Genomic DNA, 19,442 nt, shown 5'->3' on the forward strand with positions numbered 1-19,442 from the left:
AGGGACCCGGCGCATTCGGGATTGCGGTCAGCACAGTGGCGCCGGGCGCAATCGATCCCATTTCGCGTGACTGCGCGGTGTGCGACGCCCCCGATCGCAACCGGCGGCGGCGCCGGCATGTCCGCGCTCGCCGGGCGGACCAGCCCCCACGATATCGGCCCGGTGATGGCCAATCTGCCCCGGAGGGTAACCAATGATAGGGGCACAGCGCATCGAATACCGGGCGTCGAAGGCAATCATGGCAGCCCGAACGGGTAGGATATCCGTGACGCCACCCGCTGCCCGCCGCGGCCGATAAGACGGCAGGATCCGGCTCGACCCGGCTGGCCTCGGCCAGTCCTTGGTTTCAAGCATTCTCAGATGATCGTCGCCGGATCCGGGTGGCGCGCGCGCCAGAGGGGGAATCCACCTGTCCCTCCGCGATGCCCGGTGGCGAGAGAGCGGGATGCCGGACATTTGCTCTGTCCGGCATCCAGCCTAAATATGCCGTCGCATCAGAAGCTGTAGGTAATACCGAAGACCCCGTATGGACGCGTCTTGTGATAGACGATCGGGCTGTCCTTCGCGTCGCCGAGCAGCGACGACACGCCCCCCATTGCCATCACGCCGATGCGATCGGTCAGGCGGTAGACGATCGCAAGTTCGGCTTTGGCATCGATGAGCCCGCTTCCCGCCCGATATTGCGGAAGCCCCGAGGCGGCGGATTGCCCTGCGGTCACTCCGAAATAGCGGTTATTGTGCTTGCGGTCTCCCCAAGTGGTGCCGATCGACGGGACCAGCGTGAGCTTGTCGCTTGCCGCGATCGGGTAAGCGAGGCTGGCATCGGCGATGACGCCTTCGGTGTTGCCGGTGATGATCTTGGTCGCGCTGAGCGTCGCCTCGAAGCCGCTTTGGCGAAGCTTCACGAAACCGCGCCCGCCGAGGCCGAGCGACAGCTTGCCGATACCGTCGGGCGCATCCTTCGCGCGGTAGCCGCCGACCGGCGTCAGTCCGACGCCGACGGTGACATGTTCGGATTCAAGGAGATTGGCGCCCACACCATCCTGAAGATTGACGAAGAAACGCCCCCATTTCACATCGACCATGGGAAGCGGCTGAAATCTGTAGTCGTCGGCGCCTTGATAGGCCGGCGCGTAGAGCCCGCCGATGCCGACGATGATATGATCGTCGTCAGGATCGACCGACCCGTCCAACGGCCCCTGGATCGGCGGCTGCGTCTGCGCCTGGGCGGCAGCGGGCACCATCGCGAAGGGCAGCATCGCAAGCATGAGGGTGGAACAGGTTCGAAGAGGAGAGAGATTGTGCATATTTTCTTTCGCTAGGCTGTTGGGGATGAGGAACGGGATTGGTCCGGACGCCGGGACGGGGGATGGGGGGAGGCGGCCCGGCGTCCGGTTTTCCGCGCGGCGCCGGAAGAAGCTCCGATCGCGGACGCGAAAATCATGTTGCAGTCGATATGGCGCGATCAGCCGGTCGATCGCTTCCTTTTGCGGGGCATCATAGCCGGCCTGGACAAGGCGATCGCATTCGTCCTGCGGGAGATCTTGCTTCGACGTCCGGCTCAGGACCGCATAGCGCCGCAGCGCCTCGAGCCGCGCATTGGCGAGCGGAAGCGACCTCGACCGATGCCCGAAAAACCACAGGAAGATATTGCTGCGCGGCATCAGGCTGGAACGCTGATCGCTGAGCGATACGGCGATCACCTGCTCCTCCAGCGGTGTCAGTTCGTTGGCCATCGGTGGCGTCTCCTTCTCCCCTGAGACGCCGACGGGCGAACCGCTCCTCATCAAAAAATTTCCGGCGACTATGTCCGGACGAAAAAGAGATGGGAAAGCGCGCCGTTTCCGGCTGTTGCGTTACGGGCAGCGTCAGAAGCGAGCGTCGATTCCGAGACGGATCGTGCGCGGCCGGACGGGGGTGACTTGGTTCCGCTCTGCCAGCCCGAAAGGGTTACCGAATGCAAAGGTGTTCGCGCGCGTGTCGCCAAGATTCAGGATATCGAGCGACAGGCCGAAACGCGGAAATCCGAGCCGCGTACCGATATTGAGGACACCGTAATTGCCCTGCGAGACGTCGAGCAAGGGCCCCACGCCGAGATTGGACTTGCCGTAACCGCGAAACGATGCGTCGATGGCGAGGCTGGTGTTCGGCGCGAGCTGGGTACGCCACTCTACCCCGAGCCGCATTCCGTCGTCGGGAATATTGGGGAGCGTGTTCTTGTTCGGCTCGCCAAATTGCGGCGGAACATCATAAAGATAGCTTTGATTGACGAATGCCGCGGCGGTCAGCGTGAGCGACGGCCATACGCGCCATCGCATCTCGCCATCGAGCCCGTAGATCCGGCCGTTGCCGATATTCGCCGTATAAGGAAGACCGGACCCGTCGATGAGGTCAGCCTGAATATTATTCCAGTCGACCGCAAAGACGGCAGCGCGAAGCGAGAAGCGGTCACGGTTCCTGTCCCGCCACCGGACGCCGATTTCGACCTGCCTCAGTTCGTCGCTCAGAAATTCTTGCCCCTCCTCGCTCGATCCGGCGGGTGCGACCGCGAAGCCGGCGGTCCTGAACCCTTCCTGGAAATGGCCGTAAACTGAAAGCGACGGACTAAGCTGCCAGTCGAGCGCCGCGGTCGTCGCGAACCGCACGCGTACCCGCGACGCTTCCTCGGGTTCGTCCAGACCCTCGCCGACCAGTCGCCCGGCCCCGCCCCCGACCGACAGGCGCCCACCCATCGTCAGATGGAGCGAGCGCGTCACCGGGAGTGTCGCCTGCCCAAAGAGCGAAAGTTCCCGCTGCCGGTTACGGACCCCGGCGATCTGCTCGGGCGCATCGACCGGTCCCAGCCACCGCGACACGCGGCTGACATTATGGATCGCCGCGAAGCCCGCGACCCACGGCGTTTTCGCGCCGCCACCCGAAAGCCGCGTTTCGTGCGACCAGAAGGTGATATCGTTCTGCTCCTCAAAGCGCCGCGGCGCGGCGGCCGCGCCGGACCCGGTCGCGTCGAAAACCGTCGAGAGATGCTGCCGCGCAACCGAGTTCGTCGAGACGAGTTCGCCCTCGCCCATCGGCCGCCGTGCGGTAACATAGGCCAGTCGATATTCGTTCCGGAACGGCTGCGACATGGCGTTGCGACGCTCGAGCGGCGGCTCGCCCCGCAGCAGATACTGTCCGTCATCGGTCCTGATCCGCTGATAGACCCCGCCGACGTCGATGGTCCATCCCACAACATCGTCGATACGCCAGATCAGCCGCTGACCAAAATTCGAGCCGCCATTGATATCGCGCTTTTCTCGGCCCGGATCGTCGATGTAGCCCGCCTCGCGCGCACCGTAGATGACGGCGCGCAGTCCCATCCGTCCCTGCGCCAGCGGCAGGTTGACCATCGCGGCGAAATCGCTGCCAACGCCGCCGAAGCGCGTCGCGCTGACGCCAGCCGACGCACTCGCATAAGCTGCGCTGCTGTCGGGTCCGTTGGGCACGAGCCGTATGATCCCGCCGATCGAGCCGGCGCCGTATAATGTCCCTTGCGGCCCTGCGAGGACCTCGACGCGATCGAGATCGTAAAGGTTGAGGTCGGGATCGGGCGCGTTGTACGAAAGGCGGACATCACCGAGATATTGCCCCACTGTCGCCTGGGTCGGACCGTTGAAACTGCTGTCCGCGATACCGCGCACATAGATTTTGTTGCGTCCCCGGCCAAGGTTGGTGGCGTTGAGCGTCGGCAGCACGGCGGCGATGGCGGCGGTTCCGCCGGGCGCGCTGCGCGTCAGCCAGTCGGGATCGAGATCGACAATTTTCGCCGAACCCGGAAAATTGTCGAGCGGCATATTCTGTTTGCTGGCGGTGACGATGATATCGACCGGGTCGTCCTGTACCGCAGGAACCCTCGGCGGTGCCGGTTTCGGTGGGGGCCGCCGCTTCGGCACCGCGCGGCTGCGGACGAGGCGGACGGTCGCCCGATCGTAAAAGATCGCTTCCGCGCCGGTGCCGCGCAAAGCCCGGTCGAGCGCCACGCGAACCGAAAAATCGCCCTTCACCCCCGGCGACCGGCGCGCTGCAATGTCGGGATCGGTCACCGCGACGGTAATCCCGGCCTGCACGCCCAGCCGGGCCGCGACCTCGCCGAGCGAGCCTGGCGGGATGTCGAACGACCGCGCATGGGCCGGATCGGTCGCCGCAAGGCCGAACAGCGCAACCGCCGCCGCCATCCACCTATGGTGCGGCACTGCCGGCCGGCCTCATGATCCACCCGTCGGCCCGCTCTTCAACGGAAACATTCAGCGCGGAACCCAGCCGCCTGAGCTGCCCGGCACCGCTGCCGTCAAGGATGATCGTCCCGAAAAAAGGCTGGTCCGCAATCGATGGCGCGGCGGTGATGCGCACCCCGAGCGCGCGGCTGAGCTCCTCGGCGACGCGCGACAGCGGCGCTCCGGCATAGACGAGCGATCCCGACTTCCACGATCCGACTGCCGTGATCGGGACATCGCTCACCTTGACGCGCGTCGCACCGCCGCGATCGACGAGGCTCTGCCCGGCGTCGAGCGATACCGCGCGCGCGCCGGGATTATAGACGATCTTGCCTTCCGCGACAGCGACGCGCACCTCGCCCCGCTCGTGCACGACATTGAAGACCGTTCCCGCATCCTCGACGACATTGCCCCCCACTTGGAGCCGGAACGGATTCTGCACATCGTGCCCGACCCGGAAGAGAGCTTCGCCCGAGGCGAGCGAAGCGAAACGCGGATCCTTGCGGTCGAACGTCATTCGCGTTGCGCCGTTGAGCGTGACTTCGGTCGCCGCGTCGAGCGCGACCACCCGCCGTTCGCCGGGCGCCGTCACGACATGGTAGCGGCTGGGCGCGGGGCTAGAAAACAGCAGGACGGCCGCGGCGACCGACGCCGCGATCGCGCCGCCGAAAAGGCCGCCGCGCCATCGGCCCCGCGCAGGCGTGTCCTGATCGTTCGCAGCTTCGCGGATGACGACGAGCGGCAGCAAGGGATCGATCGCCAGATCGTCCGCTTCGATGGCCTCATAGGCTTCTGCGTGGCGCTCGTTGGCAGCGAGCCACTCCGCAAAGGCCTCCCATGTTGCGTCGTCGCCATCGCGCAGCCGGATATGCCACTCGATCGCGCGGGCGCAGATATTGTCGTCGACATCATATGGCATGACGGTTTCTTTCACCTGTCAGATGCCGCCGGTCGGGGCGATCCTCATCCCATCGACGCCGCGCCAAGGTAATGGCTTCATAGGCCCGCGCCAGATGCTTCTCAACGGCGCTCACGCTGATCCCCAATTCCTCCGCTATTCGCCGCTGAGGCTCGCCATCGATCCGGAAGCGGCGGAAGATGATCCGGCTCCGTTCGGGCAGTTCGTCGAGCACTCGTTGCAGGATGGCAAGTTGTTCGCGCGCGATGAGTTCGGTTTCGACCGATGGCCGTTCGTCGACCTCGCCATCGCGCCCGCCATTGATCTCGCTCCAATCCTCCTCGCGGCGCGTGCGGCGGTCGGCGGTTCGGCGATGCATGAGAAAATGATTGTTGGTCATGCTGTAAAGATAGGCGCGCGCCTGGGACACCGGGCCGATATGGTCGGCCAGCATCTTCATATGGATGTCCTGGAGTATATCCTCCGCCTCGTCGGCCGACGCGCCGCGCGCCATCAGATAGCGCAGCAGTGCCGGACGCAGTTCGCCGAACAGGGAGACAAGCCCGCCGTCGCTCATAGCAGATTTGCAGCAGCGATATTCGAGGTCGGGCAAGCGGCGGAACTGTCTCTTTCTGTCCGCTCGGCAGCGCGCTGCAGCGAGAACCGCCAGTACCGCGATGGGGGACGGACCGCCGCGACGCCAAGCGAGTGAAGAAACGGTCTCAATCGAGCGAGAAATGCCGTCAAAAGCGGCTCCAACCTGTTACAAATGGCAGATAATATTGGCGACCAAGCCGCGGCCGAAGGCCTATCCTACTCGTTCTGCGGACGCAACCCGTTAGGCCGAACGCCGCTCTCCAGGCGGGGGGCGTTCAAGACTCTGGGCGGGACGGCAGCGCGCGGCAAGGTGGAGCATACCCTCATTGCGACCTCGACGGCGATGATGGAATTGTACAGCAGATATCTTTCGCAGGCTTCCCATGAGGAGAATGAAATGCAGCTTCGTCATGCCCTGTTCGGAATTGTGCTTCTCGGCACTCATGCCTCTGCGACCAGCCCCTCCGCGCAACCACCCAAAGACGTCATGGAAATAATGTACGAGGGGGATATAGACTGGTCGGCGAGCCGGTTCGGCGCGCAGCTGCCGATCGCGTTTCTGGCCGGAGACCCGACGAAGCCGGGTCCTTATGTCGTGCGGGTAAAATTCGCGCCGGGCCATATGAGCAAACCCCATTTCCATCAGGAAACGCGGTACATATTGGTTCTCAAAGGCACATGGTGGGCGGGCTGGGGTCCATCGGGGAATCATGATGCGACCGTGGCAGTGCCGGCGGGCAGCTTTGTCGTCCATCACCCCAACAAAATCCATTATGATGGAGCGAAGGACGAAGAAGTCGAACTGTTGATCATGGGCACGGGCCCGAGCTCGATAACCGATGTGAATTCATCCGGGGAGCCGATCAAGGAGTAAGGATCAGCCCCGTCGACGCGGCCCGCCGATGGTGCTGACCGGCGGCGTCGGGGCCGATGCAACCGGCCAGTTCATCCCGTTGGAATCTCCAGGACCGCGCCTTCGAAATATGCTTTCTCGGGCTGCGCGGGGCTGCCGCTCTTCCGACAGCCCGACGCTTCGCCACTCCTGGTACCGACCCACCACGGCAAGCATTGTAGTGCCGCCCCGGTCATCCCGCTTGAAGCCCGCCACCGCCTTCATCAGCGCCGTACGGAAAGCTGGAGCGCATAGGTCCTTGGCGTCTGGATACTGGCGAAGAATGGTCCGTTCGCGAGCGTCGGGATCGTCGCCGAGAGGACCGATTTCCGGTTTGTGAGATTCTTTCCGACCAGCGCGATCTCCCAATTCTTGTCCGCCGGGCCTACCGCGACCCGAAGGTTCACCAAACCGTAAGCCTGGCGCTTGGGCGCATTGAATGAGGGCAGCTGGTGATACTGACTTGAGCTGAAGTCGACGAAGGGATTGATGCTGAGATCGAGGTTCGGCGTCAGGGCGGTTTCATAATAGGCGGCCACGCTGCCGGTCCATTTGGGTGCGCGCACGGCGCGCGTGCCCGCTGGCGCACCCGGGAACGCCTCGACGTTGATCGCGTCGGCATAGACCACTCCCCCCTGCAGCCGCATGCCTGGGAATGGCCGCCAGTGGAAACTTGTGTCCACGCCGCGTGTCCGGACCTTGGCATTGGTGATAACATTGCCAAGTGAGGTGTTGATATTATACTGAAAATCCTTGACCGTCGTGTTATACAGCGCGAGCTCAAGCGACGCTGTCGCGGCCGGCTGCAGCTTCACGCCGACCTCATAGGTAAGCGCCTGCTCCCCTTCGAACTCCGTAAGAGCGGGGTTGGACGGAAGCGTCTGGAAGCCGCCGCTCTTGCTGCCGCGCGATGCCGATGCGTAAATGACGTTCCGGCTGTCGAGATAATATTGCGCCGATAGCGACCAGTCGAGATTATTCTCCTTGCGCGACAGTCTGAACTCGGGGAACGGCGCGAAGATCGCGGTGGCCGAACCCGGACGCAGTTCGGTGCGGAAGAAGCGACCGCCCTTTGTCTCGCGGGTGTAGCGGGCGCCGGCGCTAAGCTTGATCGCTTCGAGCGGACTGGCATTGGCTTGCACGAAACCCGAGTAGGAGTTCACGTCCTGCTCGTAGAAGTGGTTGAGAGCACCGCTCCGCGGCCACGGCGCCTGAAAATCGAGGACCTGATCAACGCCCCATTTATTCCACAGATAATAGACACCGCCCATATAGCTGAATGACTTGTCGACCGGCGAAGAAAGCCGAAGTTCTTGCGAAAAGAGTTCGTTCGGCTCGGTGACCTGAAAGGTGTACATGCTGGCGGCGGTGAAATCGAGGTCGTTACGACGTCGATCCTTCCAGTTCACATAAGCCGTCTGCGAACTAAGGGTGAATTCGCCGAGCTCGTAGGCGACGATGAGCGTCGCGCGATGGCTTTTCTGATCGTCATAGGGCGGACGGTCTGGATAACCGTTGTACGAGATCAGCGGGCCGATCGCGAAATCCGTCTGGCCGATCGATGCGGCGAGTTGGCGAATGCTCACGCTTCCCGGAACGCCCAGTCCATCGCGAATAAGGTGGATATTCTGGCCGGCTTCCTTGTAGCGATCGAGTTGATAGATGAGCGTCGCCGACAGGCTGTCGGTCGGTTCCCACACGGCAACCATTCGCCCGCCGACGATCTTGCGCGAGGGCTCGTCGACGCCGCGCAGGCGGTTACGAACATAGCCGCCTTCATTGTTGTAGTAGCCCGCCAAGCGCACGTGCAAGCTGTCGCTGAGCGGAATGTCGATGCCCCCCTCGAGGCGGGTGCTGTTGAAGTTGAACTCGTGACTGGCGGTGATATCGAAACCGAGATCATCGCCTGGACGACGGCTGACGAAGCTGACGGCGCCCAGGGTGATATTCTTGCCGAGCGTGGTCGACTGGGTACCCTTGATGACCTCGATCCGGTCGACGTCAAAAATTGGCGAGACATAGTCGCGGGGATGAGCGGCATAGACGCCGTCAAAAAAACTGGCCACGGACGCCTCGATCGAGAATACGGCCGTGTTCGAGCCCAGGCCGCGGATCGTCGGTGCTGCCGACCCGCCCAACGCATTATATAGCTGGAAGCCCGGCGTTATGCCGCTCAGGTCCAGTCCTGACCCAACCAGCCGAGCGCTCAGCGCTTCGTCGCTCACGACGTTGACGGTAGCGGGCACATCGGTGATGGTTTCGGACTGTCTGCGCGCGGTGACGATCAGCTCGTTGGACCAGTCGGGCTCCGCGTCCGCCGCCGCTTCGACGCTGGCCCGGCCTTCTGCTGCCTTATCTTCTGCACGCCCTTGAGCGGCAGCCGGAGTGGACAGAACCAATCCTAACGCCGCGCAAGATAACGCCTTCAGATTGTCGAGACTCTTCGCTTCCATGCCCACCCCCCCATTTATTTATGATCCGCCAAATTTTCTCAATAAATTCTCCGATAAATACTTATTGTTATTAATATACTATAATAATACTACGATACTGACCGGAAAGATATTTCCCGCTCGCATCAATCATGGCAGATCAGTCAATTATATTTTAATAGATTTATTATTTATACCGTTACAATAGGTGTTAACTCGCATCTTTGCTTGACAACATTCTTCCTGGCACCACAATCGACCTGCTTTGCCTGGCGACTGCGCATCGTGGCTTGACCCTGTCGCGACCGATGTTGACCGACGGGGTCCTGACGACTGCGCGTCACGCGTCGATATCGCCGGGGCCGACTTGCTTCAGGTCGTGCTTGCGGCGTGCCGCCCGCATGCAATCCAGGTCGACCTTTGGCCTCGTCAGGCATCGCGCGATGACAGCTGAAATCGCGACGGCGGGACGGCATCGACGGCCGGGCGAGTGCTGGCCGATGCGCGTCAGCGGGAGGGCCGCACAACATGCCCTCCGATCGTAATCCATCCGCAGCGTTTTGAGCTGCATAGCTTGGATGATCGCCCCCTCTGTATTTCCAAAGCTGCGAGAACAGCGTCACTTGATCGACGCGACGACGGAAGATTTACCGGGTGCGCCCGGCGAAGCGATGGAGAAACGTCGACGCGAACCGCCCAATGAAACATGCGAATGGCGAGATGTGATGAATCTTTCCGCAGCAAAGGCTGGGATCGAAAGCGGCGGACGCTCTCGCAGCGGGGAGGCCGCATCCGAGCCTGGACCACGCGTCGCGGACACCATCGGATAGAGCCACGACGAACCGCAATTCGCGTCTCTCGCGGCGAAAGCATCTCCAGGATTCTTTCTCACGGCCCGCTCCATCGTCTGGCGAACCCATATGAACGGCTCGCGATGGTCACGCGATGAATGCGCCCGTTCGCCCATCCAATGGTCATTGCGGAAGCACGGCATTCGCGTTGCACTTTATCCAAGAGCGAAGGGAGGTTGGCTCGCGGGCGAGCAGGGTTTCGAGGACATTGCTGTTGCGGACAGAAAACTCATGCGTCTGCTCGAAATGGTAGAAGGCCAAAAAATATTCCTCGGCATGATCGCCGTAGAGCGCCTTGTAGCGAGGCCCGTTCAGCGATCGCCACGTCTCCGGACTCTCATCATAATCGATTCGCCGGCGAAAGACGTCGCTCAATATCTTCGCGACATCGCCGAACCGAAAAACGTCATGTCCACATTCAGCATCATAATATTGACCGATATGCCGATCGTCGCGGCTCATGATGATATTCGCAGCAGCCTCGCCGATGTCAGCGGGGTCAACCCAGCTATGTCGGCGATCATACGGCATCACGAACAGGTTCTGTTCGCGGATCGGCCCACTCCATCTGACCAGATCATCCATGAGGTACGCGGGCATGTTCAGATAGGTCACGGGCAACCCGCTGCCGTCCAGAACCGCTCTTGCGACATGGTGCTGCGTCAGCGTGCCGCCGATGCTCCGCCATCTTTCAGGGATATCGCTGAGCTTGGTGTAAGGAAGATTGCCGAGAATTCGCACGATCTGCCGTAAGCCCTTCTTGGATGTGGCCTCGGCACATAGAATCTCCATCGCCCTCTGCTCATCGAGAAAATCCGGCGTCACGATGAAGGCGGCGGAAATTCCCTCCAAGGCCGCAGCCATGCTGGCGGGGTCGAGATAGTCTGCCGCAACCACCTCGGCATCGGGAAAGTCTGCCTGGAGCCGCTGGCGCTGATCGGCGTTGCGTGACACGAGCCGCAACTTCGTTTCAGGGCTTTTGTAGCGCACCCATCGAGCAAGCGGCAGGCCCAGATGGCCGGCTGCTCCAAAAATCAAGGCCCGGTCATCCACCACTTTTCCCCCTTATCTCGCAGGCGGGCCCGTTTATTCGAGCGTGGGGTCGTGTTTTAGGGGGGATCGATGCCGCGTATATAGGAGTGAACATGTAGGAGCGGTGCCAGCGGCGCAGCAAATCAACAGCCGCATGCGCGCGCCATCGTGCACCAGCATAGCCCAAGCCGCATCGCTAAAATCATGCGGCATCGAAACCCCTGATGTTATTATTATTTTTTCTCTTCCGGAGCGAACTTCCGGTTGCCGTGCGATCGTTAGGGTCAGGGCTCACTGATCAGAGCCAGAAGATGAAGGTTGCGGCGAGAGCGATAGCGGAGAAGAAGGCTCCTGGGCAGCGATCGTAGCGTGTTGCGACGCGCCTCCAGTCCCTATGCGGGCTTCCTATACCTCGTCGCCACTCTCAAATGTTGCCTCTGAATGTAAACGATACCTAGTGGCTCTCTGACCCATCGCGCTCCGCGCGTGCGGCTCCCGTACTCGATCAGCTATCCGTCGTGGATTTCTGCGGAGTTCTTCATCACCACGTATCGCCTGATAGCCACGAAGCATCGCTCACGATGTTCTGCCATATCTTAGATCGTCCGACGGCGGGCTAGCGTCGCCGCATGAAACCAAGCGACTCCCTAGCTTCCGGCAAGAGCAAGCAACCTCGTGTCATTATCGTTGGCGGAGGGCCGACAGGGCTCGCCACCGCGCTTGAACTCGGCACACGTTCCATCGAGTGCCTTCTCGTCGAGCGGGAGATGCGTGGCGGCCATGCTCCGCGCGCCAAGACCACCAATGTTCGGACACGCGAGCTGCTCCGCCGTTGGGGAATTGCCGAAGCTTTGGCCGAAGCATCTCCGTTCGGCATCGATTATCCGACAGATGTGCACTTCGTAACGCGCCTGTCTGGACATTCTCTGACCCGCTTTGCCAACGCGCTTCAGGGTGCACCGACACGCGACGATCGCTACTCCGAACATGGGCAGTGGATTCCACAATATAAGCTTGAGAGCGTCCTCCGGGATCGGCTCACCGGTCTCGAGAACGTCGAGATCGAATATGGCTGCGAATTTGTCTCGTTCGATCAGGACGAGGCCGGCGTTCGCGTCACCCTGCTTTCCGTCAGCACCGGCGAGGAGCGTGTGATCGAGGCCGACTATCTGGTGGGCGCCGACGGCGGGCGCAGTGCCGTGCGCGAGGCGATGGGCGCCGAGATGGAAGGCCGATCCAATCTCTCCCGAAACTACAACATCATCTTCCACGCGCCCGGTCTCGGCGATGCGCACGCACATGGGCCGGGCGTCATGTACTGGCAGGTCAATCCCGAAAGCCCGAGTGTAATCGGCCCGATGGATGAAGGCGATCTTTGGTTCTTCATGCCGCTGACCCTGCCGCCCGAGAAGACAATCACCGACGAAGAAGCAGTCGAACTGATCAAGCGATCGACCGGCATCGAGCTGCCCTATCGGATCCTCAGCTCCGACATGTGGTTCGCGAGCCGGCTGCTGGCCAATAAATATCGCGAAGGGCGCGTGTTCCTGGCGGGCGACGCGTGCCATCTTCATCCGCCGTTCGGTGGCTTCGGTATGAACATGGGAGTTGCGGACGCGGTCGATCTCGGCTGGAAGCTTGGCGCGGTGCTGCAGGGCTGGGGTGGCCCTGCCTTACTCGACAGCTATGAAGCGGAGCGGAGACCGGTGCACAATCTGGTAATGGACGAGGCCGAGAGCAATCACGGAACCCAGCCGGCTACCCTCTTCCGGGACGGCATCGAGGACGAAGGACCCGCAGGCGACGCGATCCGGCGGGAAGTGGCCGACATCATCGCGACGACGAAAGGGCGGGAATTCTACACCCTGGGTGTCGTGCTGGGCTTGCGGTACCTGGGTTCGCCCGTGATCGCCGAAGACGGCACCGAAGCCGAATGGCGCATGTCGCTCGACTATGTTCCGAGCGCAGCGCCCGGCAGCCTGGCCCCCCATGGGTGGCTCGCCGACGGATCCTCGCTCTACGATCAATTCGGTCCCGGGTTCACGCTCCTCGTCTTCGGCAACGTAGAAACACTCGGGGCGGAGCGGGAAGCCGCCACCACGGGCATCCCGCTGACAATCGTGAGGCTCGATGACTCTCGCCTCGCTGAGCGCTATGAAAAGCCGCTGGCGCTGATCCGGCCCGACCAGCATGTCGCCTGGCGTGGCGATGTCTGGGCGCCGGGTATGCTCGCCTTTGCCGCGGGCAAAGTGGCGGCACCCCCGGTCGCGACCGCCGCCGAGGCGAACGTCGGATGACCGAGACTTTGCCGCGTTTCTGGCAAGCGTTTCTGGAAGCCCCGATGCACCGCGTGCAAAAGCTTTCCATTCTCGCTCTTCTTGCGATGTGTGCGCTCGATGGAATCGATCTCTTCGCGATCACCTTCGCGGCGCCGGTCATCGCGCAGGAGATGGAGATCGGCGCGGCTGCGATCGGCGCGGTCTTGTCGGCAGCGCTGGCCGGCATGGCGCTCGGATCGCTGTTCCTGTCTCCCCTGGCGGACATTTACGGCAGGCGTAACTTGCTTGTGCTCAGCCTCCTGCTGATGATTTGTGGCACGATGTGGACCGCGTTGAGCGGCAGCCTATATGGCCTCATCGGATCGCGTCTTCTCACGGGGCTGGGCGTCGGCACCATGGCTGCGGTCATCAATCCGCTCGCGGCCGAATTTTCGAATGCGAAGCGGCGCGACCTCTCGGTCGCCCTCGTCAATCTCGGACTGCCTGCGGGCGCGATCCTGAGCGGCCTCCTCGCGGCCTGGATGATCCCGGCGCTGGGGTGGCGCTCGCTATTCCTTGTCGCCAGTGGACTTGGCATCGTCATGCTGCTGATCGTGCTGTTCTGGCTTCCGGAATCGATCGTGGGAATTCTCACCCGTGGCGGTCCCGCGGCCCAGGCCCGCCTCAATGCGCTGCTCAGGCGGTGCGGCCAGCCGGAGACCGCTCCGGCCGAGCCCATAGCTCCGCTTGCCCAGCGCCGCTCGATCCGGCTGCTTCTGGCGCGCGCGGAACTTCCACACACACTCGTGGTCACGGCGATCTTCTTCCTGTTCAGCCTGTCACTCTATTATATCCAGAGCTGGATCCCGTCGCTTATCACCGGCGCGGGCTATAGCGTATCTCAAGCCGCGTTAACGGCCACCATGATGAGTGTAAGCGGCGTCGCCGGCGGCGCCGTCTTCGCGGCATTGGTTCCCCGGCTGGGGTTGAAGCAGGTCGTGATCGGCGCCATCACGCTGACCGGCCTCGCCATCGCATCATTCGGGGTCGTACCGACAGAATTGCCGCTGCTGGTTGCGCTGTCGATCGTCGTGGGTGCGAGCACGATCGGCGGCATGGTCAATCTCTACGCCATTCTTTCCAGGAGCTTCCCCGCGACCGCGAGGGCGTCGGGCATCGGCTTCGCCATCGGCGTCGGGCGGTTCGGGAGCGCTCTCGGTCCGCTTTTGGGAGGTTTTCTGTTCTCCGCCGGATATGAGCGCGGCGCGGTTTCCATCATCATGGCGATGCCTGCCCTCGCTGCCGCCGCCCTTCTGATGATCCGCAAACAGCGCGACTTCGCCTGAGAGACTATTTGAAGATCGGGGAGCGCAGGAATATTATGCTCCGCATCTATCGCAAATGAGCACTTCGATCAGCTCAGGCATTGGAGAAGACCTTCGTGAAGCTCAGTCATATCCGCGATGTGGTCGCCGTCGCCGAGGCCGGGAGCCTCCGCGCAGCCAGCCGGCAACTCGGCATCACCCAGCCGACGATCACGCGCAGCATTCGCGATACGGAGAATGAACTGGGCGTCTCGCTTTTCACGCGCCGGGCAAATGGCGTCACGCCTACGGAGCTCGGCAATATCTTCGTCCGACGCGCCATGGCGATTCAGTCGGAACTCCGCCGGGCCTATGAGGAACTCGAGCAGGCGAAAGGAAATTTCGTCGGTGAAGTCTCGGTCGCCCTGTCGTCCGCATCAGGCCTCGCGCTCATGCCGTCGATTCTCGGCGCATTTCGCCGCACCTATCCGAACGCTCTGCTCAAGCTTACCGAGAGCCTGTTCCAGCCGATCGAGCATAATATTCTCACAGGCGAGATCGATTTCTACGTGGGTCCGCTCGACGAACATTTGTCCGCTGCGACGCTGTCGGTGGAGAAGCTTTTCGACAACCGGCGCATGGTGGTCGCGCGAAAAGGACATCCGCTGGCGGGCACAAAAACGCTTGCCGGACTGCGCGATGCGCAATGGGTCCGACCCTCCTTCTCCACGCAATATGGCGAGGTGGAGTTCGAGACGATGTTCCATAACGCGGGGCTGGAGGAACCGGAGGTCGTAGTGCATTGCCAGTCCGCGCTGATGACGCTGCTGGCCGTCGCGAATTCGGACCTACTCACCGTCTTGCCGATGCAATGGATGGATTTCGCCCCGAGCAAGGAGGGCTTGCAGACGATCGATCTCGCCGACGCGCTCCATGCCGCGCCGATCTGCATCGTCCGGCGGGCGGACGTGCCCTTGACGCCGCTGGCCGAACGGCTTTGCGATCTCACGCGAAAGGCCGGACATAATTATCATCTGCGCGCCTCGGGGCTGGAATGAACTCGTCAAGCCAGACAGCGGTCAAAGCCCAGGAAATGCGCGATTCTTGATCCCGAATAATTCCTGCGCGTTGCGGTAGGCGATCCGTTCCGCGTCGGCTTGGGACAAATTGGCGGTCCGGATGAAACGCATCGCTTCATCGCTGCGCTCATAGGGATAGTCGATGGCGAACAGGATGCGCCCGGCGCCCAATATATCGACGCAATAGCGCAGAACGTCATGTGAAAAGGTGCCGCTGGTGGTAATGAATATATTGGTCCTGAAATATTCGCTGGGTCCCTGTCGTAGCGGTTTGAGGCCCAGCTTCTCGCCGCCGCGGGCCATCAGGTTGCGATAGCGATTGTCGACCCGGGTGAAATAATAGGGAATGCCCTCCCCCATATGGCCGAGCACGACTTTCAGGCGGGGAAACTCGTCGAACACGCCAGCAAAGATCATGCGCAGCAGATGCAGGCTCGTATCCGCGCCATATCCCCACAAGGCACCGCTCAGCCCGAAATTCACGTAAGGTCCGACCATCGCCTGCGAAGGCGAACGCGGATGAAGATAGAGCGGCATGTCCTGGGCTTCGAGGGCCGCGAGAATGGGACGGAATTTGGGCTCGTCGAGATACTCGCCGAAGCTGTGCGAATTGACGATCACGCCGTTCAGGCCAAGCTGTTTCGCGCGCTCCACTTCGCGCACCGCGGCTGCCGGGTTCTGCGGTGCAATGGCGGCAAGTCCGGCGAAGCGCGTCGGATGGGCCTGGATGATGGCCGTCAGCCCGTCATTCAATTGCCGGGCAATTCGCGCACCCTCCTCCGGAAGAAAGGCTTGTGGACCGGGAATCGTGACGCTTAGCAGATGCATATCGACGCCGTTCGCGTCCATATCCTCCAGACGCGCGTCGATGCTGCACAGCTTCCGTGTCAGTTCTGAAGCTGCGGCACCGGTGCCGCCGCGGAGCAAGCTCGTATAGGCCTTTTCGGCATCGGTCATGCCCGGCGGGCCCGCGTCGAGCGCCGCCATCAGTTCGGGCGTCGCAAAAGCCTCTTCGGTGGCGATCACCGGTATACGGACCTCCCCGCTCGCGCGAGCGACACTGCTCACGACGGGCGCCGCCAAGGCGCCCGCGATCACCGCGCGTCGATTCCACTGTGCCATCCTCTCTCTCCTTTGCCCCTTAACTCGCACAGGCGCGCTTCGAGGAAAGATGACGCTCCGCCGCGTACGATAGCTGGCAGCTATCGCAATTCGCAAATCGCGATCTGTGGCCAGCGACTGGAGACGTGCACTTTGCAGAGGCTCGGGCGAACCGACGCGAGCGAAAGAAAGAGCGGTGGAAGCGGACCACAGCCTGCTCCGGAGCACAGCGGGCGGGCGAAATATCCGAGTTCCGGCAGCCGATCAAAACCATGGTCAGGCATGAAATAGCCGGCAGCAAGGGAGGGGAAGATGAAGAGCTTCCTGTATTTAACGAGTATCGTCCTGACTTGCGCCACGTCCAACGCCGCGTTGGCGCAGGAGGCACAGCCGCAAACATCCGAGATCGAGGGCGCCCCGCCCGCTCCGGACGCAGGCGAGATCATCGTCACCGCGCAGCGCCGCTCCGAACGGCTCCAGGACGTGCCGATCGCAATCACCAGTCTCGGCAGCGCCCGCCTCGAGGCAGCCAATGTCCAGACGCTGCAGGATCTGCCGCGCATCGCGCCGACGCTAAGAGGCGGCAACGGGCCGGGAACCTCTGGCGTGCGCCTGTCGATCCACGGGATCGGATCGCTCGGCAACAGTGCGATCGAACCAAGCGTCGCGACCTTCCTCGACGGCGTCTATATCGCCCGTCCGGGCGCGATGTACGGTGCCCTCCTCGATCTCGACGCGATCGAGGTCTTGTCCGGCCCCCAAGGCACGTTGTTCGGCCGGAACGCCTCCGTGGGTGCGCTCAACATCCGCACCAAGGCGCCGACCGACCGTTTCGAAGGCAATCTGGCCGCGGAAATCGGGACGGGAGACCGCTACCGCCTCGATGGCGCGGTCAACCTGCCGCTCGGCGAGGATGTCGCGCTGCGGGTGGCGGGACTGGTCCAGCTGTTCGACGGCTACTGGAAAACGACGGGGACGGGCGGCAGGAGCGGCGTCGACAATTATGCCGTGCGCGGCACGTTACGCGCGCGCCTGTCGGACAGCCTGACCTGAACGGGCCGGGCGGACTATACGCTTACCCGCGGCGGTGGTTGGCAATATACCACGTTTCTCCCGAACACGCTTACGCCGGCGAGGCTCACGGCGAGGCTGGGCGCGCCTGTCGACCTCGATCGGAGCGACCGCAAAACCAATCAATATACCGCCGGCAATCATATCGACTCCAAGCACTGGGGCGTTTCCAGCCAGTTCGAACTGGAGCTCGGCGACTTTGCGCTTAAGCTGACCGACGCCTACCGCGACTGGGACAATCTCGAGCAGGACGGCGACGGTTCCTTCCTTCCGATCCTCGTCCTCGCCCGCGACAATTTCTGGCGCAGCAAGAATCAGGGTCACGAACTCCAGCTCGGTTCGCCGGAGGACTTGCTCGGCGGCCGCCTGGGCTTCGTCAGCGGCCTCTATTATTATCGCGAAGACCTGCGGATAAATTATAATTTCAACATCTCGGAAAATTTTTGCAACCTGATCGCGCCTGCCGCAACAAGACCAGCCTGCCTGGCCAACCGCGAGATCCGGCGGCGCTGTTCGTCTTCAACCAGCGGACATCGAGCATCGCCGGCTATCTGCAAGGCACAGTGAAGATCGTGCCGACGCTCGATCTGACGCTCGGCGCACGATATACGCACGACGATAAGGACGGGAGCTTCGTCGGCCGGAACTTCAATCCCGCCGCGGCCTCGATCCAGACCAATGAGACGACGCAGCTGTCCTCCAGCGAGGGTCGCTGGACCTATCGGGTAACCTCGCCTGGCGTCCGAGCCGCGACCTGATGCTGTTCGCAACCTATTCGACCGGCTTCAAATCCGGCGGGTTCAACTCCGGCAACGCGAATACCGCCCTTGGCCAGCTCCGCGTTTTCAACCCCGAGACAGTGGAGGATTATGAACTCGGCTTCAAATTCCAGACGAGCGATCGCGTCCTGACGCTGAATGCCACCGCCTATCGCATGGATGTGAGTGATTTCCAGGAGCGCGCGCTCTTCGGAATCACGCCGGTGGTTCAGAATGTCGGGTCGCTCCGCCAGCAGGGCATCGAGGCCGAAATGACCTTGAAGCCCATCGAGCGGCTGCAGCTGAATGCGGCGATCGCCTATCTCGACTCCAAGTTCAAATCCTATCCCAACGCGCCGAACATTCCGGGCTTGACGCCGGCGACGCATGATCTGAGCGGCTATCCGCTGACCTTCTCGCCCAAGGTTTCCGGCACCGCCGGTATCGAATATTCGGCGCCCGTGAATGACGGTCTCCGGGTCAGCCTGCGGAGCGACTTGTCCTACACAGGCCGGCATTATGCCGGGACGACGATCGACGGGAACCCCTTCACCATCCAACCGGGCTATGCGCTGCTGAGCGCGCGCGCCACGCTCTTCGGCCGGGACGATCGCTGGTCCATCGCACTGTTCGGCGACAATCTCACCGACAAGCGCTACTGCACCAATATCGCGGTGCAGGTCTTCGACGCGCCGCTTGGCCTCCGCAACCCGACGACCGGGACTGGTCTGCGCTGTTTCGTAGGAAACCCGCGCACCTTGGGCGTGCGGCTGACCACCAGCTTCTGATTGCGATTTCATGGATGCGAACCAGGGATCCGGCTCGCATCTGTTTCAGAGCTGTCCACGTCGCGCCGCGATGCGATGGTCAGGGCGTGCGACATGATTGCGGCCGCAAAGAGAAGGAAGCGGTCTTGCTT

15 protein-coding genes and 1 pseudogene are annotated in these 19,442 nt (G+C 62.3%); 7 read left to right on the forward strand and 9 right to left on the reverse strand.

Translation table 11 applies throughout. From position 1 onward, the window contains the following. Nucleotides 1-494 precede the first annotated feature (494 nt). The 4 genes from FHR22_RS10655 to FHR22_RS10670 form a co-directional block, all read right to left on the reverse strand. Nucleotides 495-1,736, reverse strand: a complete 1,242-nt coding sequence (locus FHR22_RS10655; RefSeq protein WP_166941875.1) for a MipA/OmpV family protein — start codon at nucleotides 1,734-1,736, stop codon at nucleotides 495-497. A 132-nt stretch (nucleotides 1,737-1,868) separates the two neighbouring features. Next, nucleotides 1,869-4,229, reverse strand: a complete 2,361-nt coding sequence (locus FHR22_RS10660; RefSeq protein ID WP_166941877.1) for a TonB-dependent receptor domain-containing protein — start codon at nucleotides 4,227-4,229, stop codon at nucleotides 1,869-1,871. Further along, a complete protein-coding gene (locus FHR22_RS10665; protein ID WP_166941879.1) occupies nucleotides 4,216-5,169 on the reverse strand; it encodes a FecR family protein in 954 nt (317 codons plus the stop codon). The genes FHR22_RS10660 and FHR22_RS10665 overlap by 14 nt, the downstream gene beginning before the upstream one ends. Further along, nucleotides 5,159-5,725 carry an RNA polymerase sigma factor gene (locus FHR22_RS10670; RefSeq protein WP_166941881.1) on the reverse strand — a complete coding sequence of 189 codons (567 nt, stop codon included), beginning with the start codon at nucleotides 5,723-5,725 and terminating at the stop codon, nucleotides 5,159-5,161. Before FHR22_RS10670 ends, FHR22_RS10665 begins: the two co-directional genes overlap by 11 nt. A gap of 192 nt (nucleotides 5,726-5,917) precedes the next feature. On the opposite strand from FHR22_RS10670, the gene FHR22_RS10675 reads away from it, so the two are divergent. Further along, nucleotides 5,918-6,619: a cupin domain-containing protein gene (locus tag FHR22_RS10675; protein WP_166941884.1), complete on the forward strand. Its 702-nt coding sequence runs from the start codon at nucleotides 5,918-5,920 to the stop codon at nucleotides 6,617-6,619. Between the two features lie 242 nt (nucleotides 6,620-6,861). Here the strand turns inward: FHR22_RS10675 and FHR22_RS10680 are convergent, their stop codons facing one another. From FHR22_RS10680 to FHR22_RS10695, 4 genes and pseudogenes are all read right to left on the reverse strand, one after another. Further along, on the reverse strand, nucleotides 6,862-9,090 hold the full coding sequence (locus tag FHR22_RS10680; RefSeq protein ID WP_166941886.1) for a TonB-dependent receptor: 2,229 nt from the start codon (nucleotides 9,088-9,090) through the stop codon (nucleotides 6,862-6,864). Nucleotides 9,091-9,409: 319 nt separating this feature from the next. Beyond that, on the reverse strand, nucleotides 9,410-9,640 hold the full coding sequence (locus FHR22_RS10685) for a hypothetical protein (protein ID WP_166941888.1): 231 nt from the start codon (nucleotides 9,638-9,640) through the stop codon (nucleotides 9,410-9,412). Nucleotides 9,641-10,043: 403 nt separating this feature from the next. Then, nucleotides 10,044-10,973 carry an NAD(P)H-binding protein gene (locus FHR22_RS10690; RefSeq protein WP_166941890.1) on the reverse strand — a complete coding sequence of 310 codons (930 nt, stop codon included), beginning with the start codon at nucleotides 10,971-10,973 and terminating at the stop codon, nucleotides 10,044-10,046. 277 nt (nucleotides 10,974-11,250) lie between these two features. Then, nucleotides 11,251-11,346: pseudogene (locus FHR22_RS10695) on the reverse strand (IS5/IS1182 family transposase); the annotation flags it as partial. 235 nt (nucleotides 11,347-11,581) lie between these two features. On the opposite strand from FHR22_RS10695, the gene FHR22_RS10700 reads away from it, so the two are divergent. The 3 genes from FHR22_RS10700 to FHR22_RS10710 all read left to right on the forward strand — a co-directional run bounded on the left by FHR22_RS10700 (nucleotide 11,582) and on the right by FHR22_RS10710 (nucleotide 15,572). After that, nucleotides 11,582-13,249: an FAD-dependent monooxygenase gene (locus FHR22_RS10700; RefSeq protein ID WP_166941892.1), complete on the forward strand. Its 1,668-nt coding sequence runs from the start codon at nucleotides 11,582-11,584 to the stop codon at nucleotides 13,247-13,249. Beyond that, nucleotides 13,246-14,556, forward strand: a complete 1,311-nt coding sequence (locus FHR22_RS10705; RefSeq protein ID WP_166941894.1) for an MFS transporter — start codon at nucleotides 13,246-13,248, stop codon at nucleotides 14,554-14,556. Before FHR22_RS10700 ends, FHR22_RS10705 begins: the two co-directional genes overlap by 4 nt. Before the next feature lie 80 nt (nucleotides 14,557-14,636). Beyond that, a complete protein-coding gene (locus tag FHR22_RS10710) occupies nucleotides 14,637-15,572 on the forward strand; it encodes a LysR substrate-binding domain-containing protein (RefSeq protein ID WP_208417615.1) in 936 nt (311 codons plus the stop codon). Nucleotides 15,573-15,593: 21 nt separating this feature from the next. On the opposite strand, the gene FHR22_RS10715 is transcribed toward FHR22_RS10710, so the two are convergent. Further along, nucleotides 15,594-16,715 carry an amidohydrolase family protein gene (locus FHR22_RS10715; RefSeq protein WP_208417616.1) on the reverse strand — a complete coding sequence of 374 codons (1,122 nt, stop codon included), beginning with the start codon at nucleotides 16,713-16,715 and terminating at the stop codon, nucleotides 15,594-15,596. A 291-nt stretch (nucleotides 16,716-17,006) separates the two neighbouring features. On the opposite strand from FHR22_RS10715, the gene FHR22_RS10720 reads away from it, so the two are divergent. From FHR22_RS10720 to FHR22_RS10730, 3 genes are all read left to right on the forward strand, one after another. After that, complete coding sequence (locus FHR22_RS10720) at nucleotides 17,007-17,747, forward strand: TonB-dependent receptor plug domain-containing protein (RefSeq protein ID WP_166941896.1); 741 nt, start codon at nucleotides 17,007-17,009, stop codon at nucleotides 17,745-17,747. 461 nt (nucleotides 17,748-18,208) lie between these two features. Beyond that, nucleotides 18,209-18,523, forward strand: a complete 315-nt coding sequence (locus tag FHR22_RS22650; RefSeq protein ID WP_166941898.1) for a TonB-dependent receptor domain-containing protein — start codon at nucleotides 18,209-18,211, stop codon at nucleotides 18,521-18,523. Continuing rightward, a complete protein-coding gene (locus FHR22_RS10730) occupies nucleotides 18,523-19,311 on the forward strand; it encodes a TonB-dependent receptor domain-containing protein (RefSeq protein ID WP_166941900.1) in 789 nt (262 codons plus the stop codon). Before FHR22_RS22650 ends, FHR22_RS10730 begins: the two co-directional genes overlap by 1 nt. The last annotated feature ends 131 nt before the right edge of the window (nucleotides 19,312-19,442 follow it).

Source organism: Sphingopyxis panaciterrae, assembly GCF_011762125.1.
GTDB classification, from domain to species: domain Bacteria; phylum Pseudomonadota; class Alphaproteobacteria; order Sphingomonadales; family Sphingomonadaceae; genus Sphingopyxis; species Sphingopyxis panaciterrae.